Here is a 13825-nt window from a genome sequence, read left to right on the forward strand (position 1 = left end):
GCGGCGTGGCCCGGGCCGGGGCAGGCCGCGCGTCAGCCGACCTGGTTGATGCGGATCAGGTTGCCCGAAGGGTCGCGGAAGGCGCAGTCGCGCACCCCGTACGGCTGGTCGGTCGGCTCCTGGACGACCTCGGCGTCGCCGGCCTGCAGCCTGTCGAAGGTACCGTCGACGTCGTCGGTGGCCAGGGTGAGTATCCCGTAGGTGCCCTTCGCCATCATCTCGGCGATGACGCGGCGTTCCTCCTCGGTGATGCCGGGGTCGGCGGCCGGCGGGTGGAGGACGATGGACGTGCCGGGCTGCCCGGCGGGGCCGACCGTGATCCAGCGCATGCCGCCGTACCCGACGTCGTTCCGGACCTCGAAGCCGAGGGTGTCACGGTAGAAGACGAGCGAGGCCTCGGGGTCGTCGTGCGGGAGGAAGGTCGCGTGAATGGTGAGGTTCATACAGGTCAGGCTAGTTTCGGCGCGGTGGTCCGCGCTTCTCGATTCCTGACCGGCCGGGTCACCTGTTTGGCGACGCACGACGGCATCCCCGCCGTCGCGCCCGCCGCGGCGCGGCGGTAGGCGCTCGGCGGCATGCCGACCAGCTCGGTGAAGCGGGTGCTGAAGGTGCCCAGCGACGAGCAGCCGACCGCGAAGCAGACCTCGGTGACGCTGAGGTCGCCGCGGCGCAGCAACGCCATGGCCCGCTCGATGCGGCGGGTCATCAGATAGCCGTACGGCGACTCTCCGTAGGCGAGCCGGAACTGGCGGCTCAGGTGCCCGGCGGACATGTTCACGCCACGGGCGAGCGCCTCGACGTCGAGCGGCTGGGCGTACTCCCGGTCGATCCGGTCCCGGACGCGGCGCAGCCGCGCGAGGTCGGCGCGGCGCTGTGCGGAGACGGGTGTGCTGGTCACAGGGGCATCGTACGCCGCGACGCCCTGCCGGCGGCCCATGACCCCGGCCGCCGGGACGGCTTGACTCCGGGACGCCGCGACGCGGACGATTCATCAAACACGTTTGATGTAAACGACCCCGAGGGGGTGCGGTGGCGTCCCAGCCACGAACCGGGCCGTACGGGCAGGACCACGGCGGCCTCGCGCGCCGGCTGGGCACGGCGGACGCGGTGGTCATCGGGCTGGGGTCGATGATCGGGGCGGGCGTGTTCGCCGCGTTCGGTCCGGCCGCGCGGGCCGCGGGAACGGGCCTGCTGATCGGGCTGGTGATCGCCGCGGTGATCGCGTACTGCAACGCGGTCGCCTCCGCCCAACTGGCCGCGGTCCACCCGGTCTCCGGCGGCACCTACGTCTACGGCCGCGAACGCCTCGGCCACTGGTGGGGGTTCACGGCCGGGTGGGGCTTCGTCGTCGGCAAGACGGCGTCGTGCGCCGCCATGGCGCTCACCTTCGCCTCCTACGCGGTGCCCGGCCCCTGGTGGGCGCAGCGGGCCGTCGCCGTCGCGGCCGTGCTGGGGCTGGCCGCGCTGAACTACCACGGCGTCACCAGGACCGTCCTGCTCACCCGGGTGCTCGTCACCGCCACCCTGACCGCCCTGGCCGTCGTGGTGACGGGGATCGCCCTGAGTGGCGGCGCCGCGCCGGACAGCCTGGGCGACTGGCGGGGCACCGGCGGCGCGTACGGCGTCCTCCAGGCCGCGGGGCTGCTGTTCTTCGCCTTCGCCGGATACGCCCGCGTGGCCACCATGGGCGAGGAGGTCCGCGACCCGGGCCGCACCATTCCCCGCGCGATCCCGATCGCCCTGTTCGTCACCGTGGCCGTCTACCTGGTGGTCGGGGTCGCGGCGCTGCTGGCCGCCGGGCCGTCCCGGCTCGCCGCCTCGCCCGCGCCGCTGACCACCGCGGTCGAGGCGGCGGGCGCCGGCGGCCTGGCCCCGGTGGTGCGGGCGGGCGCGGCGCCGGCGGCGCTGGGCGCGCTGCTCGCCCTGATGGCCGGGATCGGCCGCACCGGCCTGGCCATGGCCCGCCACCGCGACCTGCCGGGCTGGCTGGCGGCCGTCCACCCCCGCTACCGGGTGCCGCACCACGCCGAGATCGCCCTGGCCGCCGTCGTCTGCGTCCTGGTCGCCACCGCCGACCTGCGCGGGGTCATCGGCTTCTCCTCCTTCGGCGTCCTCGTCTACTACGCCGTCGCGAACGCCTCGGCGTTCACCCAGCCCCCGTCCGAGCGCCGCTGGCCGCGCGCGCTCAACCTGCTCGGCGTCGCCGGCTGCCTGACCCTGGTCGCCACCCTGCCCTGGCCGTCCGTGCTCGCCGGGCTGGTCATGTTCGCCGCCGGTCTGGCCGGCCGATGGCTGGTCCTGCGCCGCCGCGCCCGAAGGGCGGGCCCGTGAGGGCCCTCCTGCGAACGGCCCGGTGTCAGCGGCTTCACCGATCAGAAATCCTCCGCCACGTCGTCAGTTCTGGTAACCCCTCGCCACCCGCGGAAGGATCGACGACCATGACCGACGCCAGACCGCCAGGCGACGACAAGGCCGCGTTCATCGCGGCGGCCCGCTCGAACGACGCGGCACAGTTCGCGCTCATCACGGAGCACTACCGGCGTGAGCTGCAGGTGCACTGCTACCGGATGCTCGCGCACTACGAGGACGCCCAGGACATGACGCAGGAGACGTTCCTGCGGGTGTGGAACAAGCGGGAGTCGTTCAAGGGCGACGCCGCGCTGCGGACCTGGCTGCACCGGATCGCGACGAACGCCTGCCTCGACTTCCTGGAGAAGCGCGACGACCGCACACCCGTGCCTGCCGAGCTGCCGGGCGCGGGCTCCGAAGTGCGCTACCTGCAGCCCTACCCGGACCGAATGCTCCCGGAGGACCCGCAGGAATCGGTGGTGGTGCGGGAGACGGTCGAGCTGGCGTTCATCGTCGCCGTCCAGCACCTGCCGCCACGGCAGCGGGCGGTGTTCATCCTGCGCGACGTCCTCGGCTGGCCGGCGTCGAAGACCGCCGACGCCCTCGAACTGACCGTCGCATCGGTGACCAGCGCGCTGCAGCGGGCGCGCGTGACGATGCGCGAGCAGCTGCCCGGCCGCCGCCTCGACTGGCGGCGCCCTGCCGCGCACGAGCTGTCGGATGACGAGCGCGGCGTGGTGAAGGCGTACGTCGAGGCCCATGAGCGCAACGACATCGACGGGCTGACGGCCCTGCTGCGCGACGACCTGCGCTTCACGATGCTGCCCGACCCGGGCACCGTGACCGTCACGGCCAAGGAGGCGGTGGACGGCTGGGTCTCCAATGGGCTCTTCCAGCGCGGCTACGACGACTGGCGCTGCACCGCCACCACGGTCAACCGCATGCCCGCCGCCGCGCTGTACCTCCGCACCCCCGGCCACCCGGAATACCGTTTGTTCACCATCGCGGTCCTGCACATCGTCGACGGCAGGATCGCCGAACTCACCGGATTCGACGCCACCGACAAACCATGGCTGGGCCTGCCCGCGACGCTGTGATCAGACAAGTCCCCGTCGTCTGGCCCGTGCTCATCGCCTCGTCTCGTATCGGGTCAGCACCACGCCGCCGGGAAATGTCCGCGTCTCGACCAGCTTCAGGTTCACCCAGCTGTCCAGCGCGGTGAAGAACGGCGTGCCGCCGCCCACCAGGACCGGCACGGTGACCAGCGTGTACTCGTCGATCAGCCCGGCCCGCATGGCCGCCCCGGCGAGCGTCGCGCCGCCGATGTCCATCGGGCCGCCGTCCTCGGCCCTGAGCCGGGCGATCTCGGCGACCGCGTCGCCGGTGACCAGGCGGGTGTTCCAGTCGACCTTGTCGATCGTCGATGAGAACACCACCTTCGGCATATCCCGCCAGAGCCGCGCGAACTCGATCTCCGCCGGGGTGGCGTCGGGCTGCTGGTCGCCGGTCGGCCAGTGGGAGCTCATCGTCTCCCACAGCTTGCGCCCGTACAGCGACAGGTCGCTCGCCCGCATCTGCTCGTACCACCAATGGAACAGCTCGTCGCTCGGCGACGAGTCCGGTCCCTCCCCGCCACCCCAGCCGATGTCGTCGCCGGTCGCGGCGATGTAGCCGTCCAGGGTCACGTTCATGCCGAAGATCAGTTTCCGCATCGTGCCAGCCTCTCGTGAGTCGATCTCACACGTACAGACGGACGCGGCGCGGAAAACTGATCGGTGCGGGATCCGCGTCATTCGAGCAGCACCGACCGGATACACCGCCGCGTGTAGCCGTCGTGTACCCCGCCGGCCGGGGCCGTTCCTAGCGTGGTGGCGACCCGCCCGCCCGACCGGGGGTGAGGACGCCCGTGGCCCTTCTCTTCGCCTTCTGCCGGCGATCGGCGAGATCGCCCACCTCTTCACGAACAGGCCCTCACGGAGGTAGTCCCCATGCCGTTCCTCAGCGCGCTCGTCCTCGGCGTCGGCGTCCTGTGCCTGATCGACCTGGTGCTGACGGTCGGGGTGATCCGCAGGCTGCGTACGCACGAGGAGATGCTCGCGGCGCGGCCGGGGGTGTCCCCGCCGATCGTGCTCCCGCCTGGAGCGACGATCGGCGCCTTCTCCGCCGTGAGCACCGACGGCGTGCACGTCTCCGCCGAGACGCTGACCGAGCCGGCCCTCGTCGGCGTCTTCTCACCCGACTGCCCCGCCTGCGGGGACCGCCTGCCGCAGTTCGCCGAACGCGCGCGGTCCTTCCCCGGAGGGCGCGGCAGCGTGCTGGCCGTGCTCGTCGGGACGGAGGAGGAGGTGGCGGCCCAGCGGCGGGCGCTGGAGCCCGTCGCCCTGGTGCTGGTCGAGGAGTACGGCACCGGCGTGACGAAGGCGCTGCGGGTCCAGGGCTTCCCGTCGCTCGCCCTGCTCGACGGGCACGGCAGGGTCCTCGCCAGCGGGAGCACGCTGGCCGACCTCGACGCGCTTCCCGCATCCGCGTGACGGCGCCGACTCGGGCGGTGGTCGCCGCCGCCGGTCTGGCCTGGCGGGCGAGCAGGGGCCTGACCCTCGCCTTCGCCGCCCTCACCGCGCTCATGGCCGCCCTGCCGGTGACGATCGCCTGGTGCACCAAGCTGGTCCTCGACGAGATCGGCGGCGGCCACCCCCGGCCCGGGGTGACGGCGGCGCTGGGCGCCGCGCTCGCCGGGTGCGGGCTGCTGGCCGCGCTCGGGCCGCAGGTCGTCCAGTACGTCAGGGACGAGAGCGGGCGCAGGGTCGGCCTCGTCGCCCAGGACCGTCTCTTCCGGGCCGTCGAGCGGTTCACCGGCCTGGCCAGGTTCGAGGACCCCGCCTTCCTCGACCGGATCCGGATGGCTCAGCAGTACGGCGGGGCGACCCCCGGCATGCTGGTCTCCGCCGCGCTGGGCGCGGCCAGGACGGTCCTGACCGGCACCGCCTTCCTCGTCTCCCTCGTGACGATCAACCCGTGGACGGCGGTTCTCGTGATCGCGGCGGCGGCGCCGTCCCTGGCCGCGGAGCTGTGGCTGTCGCGACGGCGCGCCGCCATGCTGTGGGGCATCGGCCCGGCCGAGCGCCGCGAGTTCTTCTTCGGACAGCTCCTCGTCGACGTCCGGGCCGCCAAGGAGCTCAGGCTCTTCGGCGTCGGGGGGCACCTGCGCGGGCTGCTGCACGCCCAGCGGCGGGCCGCGAACGCCGAGCGGAGCCGTACCGACCGGCGGGAGCTGCGCGTCCAGGCCGCCACCGGGACCATCGCCGCGCTGGCGGCCGGAGGCGGCCTGCTGTGGGTTCTGCTCGACGCGGTGAACGGCACGGGCGGGGCCGGCGACGTGGCGCTGTTCGTCGCCGCCGTCGCCGGGGTGCAGGCGGCGGTCGGCGGCCTCGTCCTCGAACTGGTCTCGGCGCATCAGCAGGTGCTGCTGTTCGGCCACTATCTCGCCGTCCTCGACGCCGGGCCGGACCTCCCGGTCCCGGACCGTCCCCGGCGGGCGGGGCCGCCGCGCCGCGGGATCGAACTGCGCGACGTGTGGTTCCGCTACTCGCCCGGCCACCCCTGGGCCCTGCGCGGCGTCAGCCTGACCATCCCGTACGGCGCCTCGGTGGCGCTCGTCGGCAGGAACGGCGCGGGCAAGAGCACGATGGTCAAGCTCCTGTGCCGGATGTACGACCCCGAACGCGGCGCGGTCCTGTGGGACGGCGTGGACCTCAGGGAAATCGACCCGGCGGAGCTGCGCGCCCGCATCGGGGCGGTGTTCCAGGACTACATGGAGTACGACATGACCGCGGCCGAGAACATCGGCCTGGGCGATCTCGCCGCGATGGGTGACCGGGGAAGGATCGAGGCGGCGGCGCGGCGGGCAGGCGCGCACGGCACCGTGAGCGGCCTGCCCCGGGGGTACGACACGATGCTGTCGCGCATCTTCGCCGATCCCGCCGATCCCGCCGATCCCCCCGGCTCCGCCGAGGACGGCGGGGCGGTGGGCGTCCACCTGTCGGGCGGGCAGTGGCAGCGGCTCGCCCTGGCCCGCGCCTACCTGCGGGGTGAGCGCGATCTGCTGATCCTGGACGAGCCCAGCTCGGGGCTCGACGCGGAGGCGGAGCACGAGATCCACCAGGGACTGCGGGAACACCGCCGGGGCCGCACCAGCGTGCTGATCAGCCATCGGCTCGGCGCCGTACGCGACGCGGACCACATCGTGGTCCTCGACGGCGGTCAGGTCGCCGAGCGGGGCACACACGCCACGCTGCTGGCGGGCCGCGGGATCTACGCCCAGCTGTTCGCCCTGCAGGCGGAGGGATACCGGCAGCGGGACGACCCGGACGCCGACATCCCGCGCCGGCGGCTCTCGGAGGCCAGATGACACCGGTCCCGCTCATCCTGTCCGCGGCGGCGTTCGCGGCCGTGCTCACAGCCGGGGCGGTGCTGGCGCTCAGCCGGACCCTGCGCGTCGTCGAGGTCCACGGGGAGAGCATGCGGCCCGGCCTGCGGCCCGGCGACCGGGTCCTCGTACGGAACCTGCGGCCCGGCCGGGCCGGGCCGCGCGTCCGGCGGGGGGACGTCGTCGTCATCGCCCGCGTGGGCCCGGGGAAGGGCGTCACGCTCGACGGCGGCACCAATCTGGTGATCAAACGGGCCGCGGCCGTGGCGGGGGACCCGATCCCTCCGGGGCTGGAGGCCCTGCGAGAGACGCCGGGAGAGGCGTGTGTGCCGCCGGGGCGGCTGCTCGTCCTCGGAGACAACCCGGCGCGGAGCACCGACTCCCGGCAGTGGGGCCTCCTCCCCGAGAGCAGGATCACGGGTGTCGTGCTCCGGCGGCTGAACGCGTGAGTCGTGTGCCGGTCGTACAAGCGCGCGTGTATCGGAGTGGTATCTCCGTGATCGAGGCCGCTCCTAACGTCGGTGGACAAGAGGTCCTTTCGCAAGGAGGAGACGAGATGACGCGGACTGTTCAGCGGCTGGCCGACCGGATGGTCGCCCGGCTGGTCCCGGTCACCCGCGCCGAGGCGATCAACTGCTGGTACGAGTACTCGGGGACCTGCGTCCGCAGGTACTGCTGCAGCGGGTCGGAGATTCCCGGCGGCCGTTCCTGCACCACCTGGCAGTACACCTGCTGACCGAACGCATCTGACCGAGCACGTCCGGACGACCACGGTGGAGCGCCCCTCGAATGCGGGGGCGGGGGTGCTCCGCCGCCGTTGTCACGTGGTCGGGGCGATCTCCCTGGCGTACAGGCGGGTGAGGCCGTTCATCCGGTAGTGGCCGGGGGCCAGCGGCTCCATCAGACGGAGATCGGCCAGCCTGCCGAGCGCCGCCGACGCCGTACGCCGATCGCTCCCGAGGAGCCCGGCCGCGGCCGCCGGCCCGCAGTCGGCCAGGCCGCGCTCGCCGAGGCGGTGGAACAGGGCCAGCGCTCCGTCGCCGGCCGTCCCCCCGGAGCGCCGCAGGGCCTGGTAGTCGAGGTCGATGGCGGCCCGTACGGAAAGGTCGCCGCAGGTCAGCAGGTCGAGCCGGTGCTCCTCGCCGGCGAGCATGTCGGCGAACGCCTCCGGTGTCCACTCCCGCCTGGCGGCGAGGCGCTTGCCCGCGATCTCCAGCGCGAGCGGCAGGTGGTCGCAGAGCCGGGCCACCCTTCCCGCCTGCGCACGGTCGACCCGGTCCCGGCCGCACAGCCGGGTCAGCAGGTCGTACGCCGCGTCGTCGGCCAGGGGCGCGAGCGGCAGGTGCTCGACGTCGTCGAGCGCCGCGAGCATCCTCCTGCTGGTGACGACGAACCGGCAGTCCGGGCAGCCGGCGAGCAGCGGGCGCACCTGCTCCTCGCCGGTCACGTTGTCGAGGAGGATCAGCGCGTGCCTCGCGGCGGTGGCGGTCCTGAGCTGGTGCAGCGCGTCGTCGAGGTCCGCGGCGATCTCGTCGTCGGCCAGGCCCAGCCGTCCCAGCAGCCGCGCGAGCGTCTCGTACGGGCCGGGCCGGGGGAGGGCGCGCAGATCGACGTGGTGCACGCCGCCCGGGAAGCCGGGCGCCGCCGTGCGGACGGCGTGCCGGGCCAGGGCCGACTTGCCGACCCCCGCCGGGCCGTGTACGGCGACGGGCCGCGGAGGGCCTGCGCCGATCGCGGCCACGACCTCCTTGAGCTCCCGCTCCCGGCCCACCAGGCGTCCCGGCGCCGGGATCACCGCCGTGACCGCCGCCGGGGTGGGTGCCTGTGGATCGGCGCGGAGCGCGGGGTCGCGGTTGAGTATGCCCCGGTGCAGCCCGGCCAGTTCGGGACCGGGATCGACGCCCAGTTCCTCCGCCAGGAACGCCCGGGCCTGCCCGTAGGCGGCGATCGCGGCGGCGGCGTCGCCGGTGCGGTACAACGCGAGCATGAGGGCGCCCCACAGCCGTTCCCTGGTGGGATGGGCGGCCACCGTCTCCCGCAGCTCCGCCACCGCGTCGGCGTGCTCGCCCAGCATGAGGCGGGCTTCGGCCATCGCCTCCAGGGCGAGGCAGCGCTGCTCGGTGAGGGCGTCCAGGCGCGGGCCGAGCGCCGCCGAACGGGGCACGTCCTCGGCGGGGGCGCCCCGCCACCGCGTGAGGGCCGTGGACAGCTGCCGCAGCGCCGCGTCCGGCCGGCCCGCGGACAGCGACCGCCTGCCCTGCCGCAGGGCGTCGGCGAACTCGGTCACGTCCAGTTCGCCGTCCCGCACGGCGAGGACGTAGCCGGGCTGGCGCGCCGTCAGCCGGTCGCCGTCGCCGATCGTGCCGCGCAGGCGGTTGACGTACGTGCGGACGTTGGCGACCGCGAAGCGGGGCGGCTCGGCGTCCCACACGGCCGTGACGAGCCGGTCGATCGACACGACCCGGTTGGGTTCCAGCAGCAGCGCGGTCAGCAGGGCCCGCTGTTTGGGCGTGCCGAGCGGGACCGGCCTGCCGTTCCGGTGCAGCTCAACCGGGCCGAGCAACCCGAAGCGGAGGTTCACCCCGCCCTCCCGCGGCCGGATGGGGCGCACGTGCGGGTCGAACGGCGTGATCGGTGCACGAGGAGACCTCCCGTGGCGTTTCGCGAGGAATGGGTGAGGAGAACCTCAACAAGATCACCGCCCTGACCGGCCGCTCACAAGGGCCGCGGGTGTACGGAACAGTTCCGGACAACGATCCGGACAGCCCGCTCGGGACGGTCGTCCGGGCGGCGCCGGGCGCGGTGGATCACCCATTGACTCGGACCGTTCCAAGGGCCAGCATCGGGGGCGTCGCCGCCGCCGTCGTCCGCCCGTCCCCGCGTACGGGGATCACCAGGAGGAAACCATGTCGATCATGTCGAGCGAGTCTTCGGCAGATGCGGCGTTACCCAAGAGCTGGAAGGCGTTCGTCGCGCTGCCCGACGACACCACGGCCAGGGCGGTCGCCCAGGAGCTGGAGAAGGACCCCAGCCCGGACAACGCGCTCGCGTCCGTGACGCTCATCGCCGAGACGCTGGCCCAGCGTTCGGCGCAGGAGCGCAGCACGATGTCCGAGTTCATCGTCAGGCGGCTCACCGGCGACCTCGCCCGGGGCTTCCTGAAGGCGACCGCCGCGGTCCGGCTCGCCCACCCGGCGCTGGAGAAGCCGAAGGAGAAGCCCACGCCGCAGCACGCCGACGTGCGCCACAGCCTCGACCTCCTGAAGCCGGAGACACCCAAGACCCTCACCGAGAAACTCGCCGAGAAGACCTCGAAGACCCCCGAGGAGATCTCGAAGACCCTCCACCTGGAGATGCTCGACGCGCTCGACCTGGCCGCGGGGGGCAAGGGCAAGGACAAGGTCACCGTCGACCTGGTCGAGCTCGCCCAGCGTGTCGAGGACGAGAGCGACGCCTCGTCGATGGGACACCTCCGGGCGGTGGCGAGGCTCGTCGACTCCATCAGCGGCAAGGCGGCGTACTCGAAGGAGCGCCGTGGCGAGCTCGAAGACATCACGAAGGGGACGACGCAGCAGCACCTCGTCGAGCAGATCGGGTTCCGCGCGGCGAAGAGCCAGCGCAGCTCGCTCACGGGCCTGTCCACCCAGAACGAGCTCGCGGCCAGCTACTGGCGCACGAACTTCCGCGACACCCTGGACGAGTTCCTGAAGAAGCTGCGGGGAAGCGGGGAGTCGGGCAAGGGCGGCGCCCTCGACGAACTCGTCCAGAAGCTCACGAAGGTCGGGAAGTCGGGCAGTGACGTCCTGGTCAACAGCCCCCGCGTGCTCAACAAGCTGCAGATCGTGCTCGGCCCCGAGGTGCTGGAGAATCTCACGGTCACACCGCTCGTCGGAAGGACGGGCGTCAGCGTGCTGAGCGGCACCGGCGCGTACACCAAGATCGAGTGGGACAAGATCCTTTACGAGCTCGGCGCGACGCCGTCGGCCTACCAGCTCTACGAGCTCATGGACACGGGAAAGACCCCGCCCACCTCGAACTTCGAGGTCGACACGCGGGCCGATCTCGTCAGGCTCATCACCTCCAGCCGGTTCTCCCGGCTGCAGGAGATCGCGCGGGGGAAGAGCGAGATCGCGCCGGTGTGCGCGATGGTCGAGCACCTCGTGCTGGGCCTCACCGACGCGCTCGGCCCGAAGCGCTTCGACACGCTGACCGCCAACGCCCTCGGCTCGCTGAGCCGGCTCATCGACATCGTCGTGGAGAACGAGGCGAACCCCACGGTGGCGATGCGGGCGGCCGACCTGATGATGGACGAGATCGCCATCGTCGTCGCCGTGGCCCAGTACTACACGAGCACCGACTACCGGACGACGATGCGGGACATCCTGCTGGAGCGGGCCAAGGACTTCGCGAAGGCGGCCGGGGACATCAAGATCGACAGCTACCTCATGACAAGCGGCATGGACGCGCTCGCGACCGCGCTGTACATCGCGCTGTCGTGGCGGGACCACGAGGAGGTCTCGCGGTCCACCGAGGCGATCGACTACTACGAGACCGCGTTCCTGCTCGGCAAGCTCAAGAAGGGCGAGAAGGCGACTCCGCACAAGGACGTCCTGGTGGCGGCGCTGAACCCGAGCACGCCCGCCTTCGCGCCGTCGCCGGCCAAGCTCGTGGACGACGTGCGGCGAAGCCTGGAGACGCACAAGAAGGGCGACGCGCCGTTCGCGCTGATCATCGACACCACCATCGAGATCGCGCCCGAGACGGCCGGGAAGACCCAGATCGACATCCTGCTCGACGGCCTGAAGGACGCCGTCGCCGCCGGCAAGCTGGAGATCTTCCTGTGCAAGAGCTTCCAGAAGTACGCCTCGATGGGCACCGGCAAGGTGGCCGCCGGCAATCTCACGATGCTGTCGGCGAAGGGCAACTCCGGGTCCGCGTACGCGCGGGCCGAGGCGCTGCTGCAGGACATCGACCTCGATCTCGTCCGGCACGACGAGGGGCAGCTCGTGGTGCACATGCTCAAACACGGGCACCGCGACGAGCTGGCGCTGGTGCGCAGCGCCGCCAGGAACGCCAAGTTCGTGGACGAGTTCTGCTGGCCCATCGACAGTGGGGACCTCACCCAGGGAACCACGTACGTGGACGGCATCCCCCTGATCCTGCGCACGACTCCCACCGGCGACGTCGACAAGCTGTTCAACAAGCTCCAGATCGACAGGCGCGACAGCTTCTCCTTCCTGCGGACCTCCTACGTCGGTGGGATCCCGAGCGCCGGCGGCGTCGAGGGCAAGTACGTGCGCATCAACACCGGCCACGAGTCGAAGGCGACGATGGTCGAGTACTTCTACGCGTTCGGCCATCTGGCGCGCAGCACGCCCCCCGGTGCGAAGAAGCCGGGCGGCACGAAGGTCGATCTCGACGCGCTCACGATCGACGTGGTGAAGGAGCATCTGGAGGTGCTGGGCGGCGTCAGGAACGACCAGGACCCCGGCATCGCGGAGTACCGGGACAACATCGTGGCGTCCTACTGCGCCTTCGCCCTGCAGAACGTCCCGGGGAAGGGCGCCGTCATGCCGCTGCTCCTCGAGTTCTTCGTGCGTCCCGTGAGCCGCGTGACGATCGAGACCCAGCGTTATCTCGCCGACGCACTGCTCACCTTCAAGGCGAAGGACCTCGGCACCAACCCCGTCGCCCTCGCGTCGTTGTGCCGAGCGGCGGTGGTCCTGCCCGCGTCGCGGATCAAGTCCCTCACCCCGGTCCTCAGGCTCGACACGATCGGCGAGTCGGAGGAGGCGAAGCAGCTCCGCGCGATCGTGGCCCGGAAGAACAAGGTCTGAGGGCCGTCGCGATCCGGGCGCCACGAACAGACCGCAGTGGCGCCCGGAGAGATCCGGGGATCGTGAACCTTCTCGGCTTCTCGCCCGACTGTGCAAGATGACGGGAGGACGAGATGACCGATGAGCTGCTGGTGACTCGCGCTCAGCTGGGCGAGCGCGCGGCGCTGGCCCAGCTGGTGGCTCGATGGCGGATGCCGGTATGGACGTACGTACGGCGCATGCTGGATGCCGAGCGGGCCGACGACGTGGCGCAGGAGGTCTGGCTGGCCGTGGTCCGCGGCCTGCCCCGCCTCAGGGAGCCGGGCCGGTTCGCGCCGTGGCTGTTCACGATCGCCCGGCGGTCGGTCACCGACCGGCTGCGCGGCGAGTACGCCCTGGCCGAGGAAACGTCTGCATTCGGCGACCTGGTGGGCGAAGCGGGCGCCGAAGACCCGGCTGAGGCCCTGGTGGACCGCGCAGCGCTGGTGAGCGTACTGGCAGATCTGCCGCTGCTGGAGCGGGAGATTCTCGTCCTGTTCTACCTGGAGGACCTGCCGGTGGAGGAATGCGCGGACATCTGCCAGATCCCGGCCGGAACGGTGAAGTCCCGGCTCAGCCGGGCCCGTCGTCTGCTGCGTGGGCACCTGAAGGAGAAGGGATACAGGCCATGACCGAAGAGCCACGCCTGTCGGCGCAGGACGTGATCGACCGGCTGTCGCCGGTGCTGTCGCTGAGAACCCGGATCCGGGCGGTGGCGGCACTGCTGGCCGGCGTCGCCGGCGCGGTGTTCATGGTCACCTTGTGGTGGACGGAGCCCGGCCCGCTGCCCGGCCGCACACATCTGGCGTTCGCGTTGCTCACCGTGTTCTGCCTGGTCTGGGCCGCCTACGGCGGATGGCTGCTGACACGCCGGATTCCGTTGTTCGCCACCGACCAGGTGATCGCCGCCTGGATCGGCCTGGTCGCCTCGCTGACCACCACGGCGGTCGTGACCGTTGTGGCCGTGCAGCGCGGCGCCGGCGTGGGACTTCCGTTGGCAGCCGGGGGTGTGTTCGTCGCGGTCGCCCTGGCGCTGGTGGTGCGCGCACAGGCCCGGCGGGCGGCGCTGCTGCGCCGCAAGCACGAGCTGACCGGCGGGGAGGAGCGGTGACGGCCGATTGGAGGTGATGGAATCCGACCGGATTTTTCCCCGGACTACAGGGACCCCGGATCGCGAGTTGCGCCCGCGCCGGTG

The 13825-nt window shown here is 72.2% G+C and carries 13 protein-coding genes; 9 read left to right on the forward strand and 4 right to left on the reverse strand.

Features of this window, described 5'->3' with window-relative positions; translation table 11 throughout:
• Positions 1-32: 32 nt before the first annotated feature.
• Both HHX37_RS23805 and HHX37_RS23810 read right to left on the reverse strand, forming a co-directional pair.
• On the reverse strand, positions 33-443 hold the full coding sequence (locus HHX37_RS23805) for a VOC family protein (RefSeq protein WP_182873423.1): 411 nt from the start codon (positions 441-443) through the stop codon (positions 33-35).
• A 5-nt stretch (positions 444-448) separates the two neighbouring features.
• Positions 449-937: a helix-turn-helix transcriptional regulator gene (locus HHX37_RS23810; RefSeq protein ID WP_259402143.1), complete on the reverse strand. Its 489-nt coding sequence runs from the start codon at positions 935-937 to the stop codon at positions 449-451.
• Positions 938-1029: 92 nt separating this feature from the next.
• Between HHX37_RS23810 and HHX37_RS23815 the strand changes: the two genes are divergently transcribed.
• Positions 1030-2331, forward strand: a complete 1302-nt coding sequence (locus tag HHX37_RS23815) for an APC family permease (protein WP_310740497.1) — start codon at positions 1030-1032, stop codon at positions 2329-2331.
• 107 nt (positions 2332-2438) lie between these two features.
• Positions 2439-3446: an RNA polymerase subunit sigma-70 gene (locus tag HHX37_RS23820; protein WP_182886832.1), complete on the forward strand. Its 1008-nt coding sequence runs from the start codon at positions 2439-2441 to the stop codon at positions 3444-3446.
• Between the two features lie 30 nt (positions 3447-3476).
• On the opposite strand, the gene HHX37_RS23825 is transcribed toward HHX37_RS23820, so the two are convergent.
• Positions 3477-4061 (reverse strand): dihydrofolate reductase family protein, encoded by a 585-nt coding sequence (locus tag HHX37_RS23825; protein WP_182886833.1) that lies wholly within the window; start codon positions 4059-4061, stop codon positions 3477-3479.
• A gap of 276 nt (positions 4062-4337) precedes the next feature.
• Here HHX37_RS23825 and HHX37_RS23830 point away from each other — a divergent pair, with 276 nt between their 5' ends.
• The 4 genes from HHX37_RS23830 to HHX37_RS23845 all read left to right on the forward strand — a co-directional run bounded on the left by HHX37_RS23830 (position 4338) and on the right by HHX37_RS23845 (position 7511).
• The gene (locus tag HHX37_RS23830; protein WP_182886834.1) at positions 4338-4880 is read left to right on the forward strand and encodes a TlpA family protein disulfide reductase; all 543 of its coding nucleotides are present in this window, start codon (positions 4338-4340) and stop codon (positions 4878-4880) included.
• Positions 4877-6757 (forward strand): ABC transporter ATP-binding protein, encoded by a 1881-nt coding sequence (locus tag HHX37_RS23835; RefSeq protein WP_310740498.1) that lies wholly within the window; start codon positions 4877-4879, stop codon positions 6755-6757. The genes HHX37_RS23830 and HHX37_RS23835 overlap by 4 nt, the downstream gene beginning before the upstream one ends.
• Positions 6754-7224: a S26 family signal peptidase gene (locus tag HHX37_RS23840; protein WP_182886835.1), complete on the forward strand. Its 471-nt coding sequence runs from the start codon at positions 6754-6756 to the stop codon at positions 7222-7224. The genes HHX37_RS23835 and HHX37_RS23840 overlap by 4 nt, the downstream gene beginning before the upstream one ends.
• Positions 7225-7331: 107 nt before the next feature.
• Positions 7332-7511, forward strand: coding sequence for a hypothetical protein (locus HHX37_RS23845; protein ID WP_182886836.1), 180 nt, complete (start codon positions 7332-7334; stop codon positions 7509-7511).
• Between the two features lie 84 nt (positions 7512-7595).
• Here HHX37_RS23845 and HHX37_RS23850 read toward each other — a convergent pair whose 3' ends face one another.
• On the reverse strand, positions 7596-9356 hold the full coding sequence (locus HHX37_RS23850) for an AfsR/SARP family transcriptional regulator (RefSeq protein WP_182886837.1): 1761 nt from the start codon (positions 9354-9356) through the stop codon (positions 7596-7598).
• A 325-nt stretch (positions 9357-9681) separates the two neighbouring features.
• Between HHX37_RS23850 and HHX37_RS23855 the strand changes: the two genes are divergently transcribed.
• From HHX37_RS23855 to HHX37_RS23865, 3 genes are all read left to right on the forward strand, one after another.
• The gene (locus tag HHX37_RS23855; RefSeq protein ID WP_182886838.1) at positions 9682-12612 is read left to right on the forward strand and encodes a hypothetical protein; all 2931 of its coding nucleotides are present in this window, start codon (positions 9682-9684) and stop codon (positions 12610-12612) included.
• A gap of 113 nt (positions 12613-12725) precedes the next feature.
• The gene (locus HHX37_RS23860; RefSeq protein ID WP_182886839.1) at positions 12726-13262 is read left to right on the forward strand and encodes an RNA polymerase sigma factor; all 537 of its coding nucleotides are present in this window, start codon (positions 12726-12728) and stop codon (positions 13260-13262) included.
• Positions 13259-13741 carry a hypothetical protein gene (locus HHX37_RS23865; protein ID WP_182886840.1) on the forward strand — a complete coding sequence of 161 codons (483 nt, stop codon included), beginning with the start codon at positions 13259-13261 and terminating at the stop codon, positions 13739-13741. The genes HHX37_RS23860 and HHX37_RS23865 overlap by 4 nt, the downstream gene beginning before the upstream one ends.
• Positions 13742-13825 lie beyond the last annotated feature (84 nt).

Source organism: Microbispora sp. H10885 (assembly GCF_014161415.1).
Lineage (GTDB): Bacteria > Actinomycetota > Actinomycetes > Streptosporangiales > Streptosporangiaceae > Microbispora > Microbispora triticiradicis.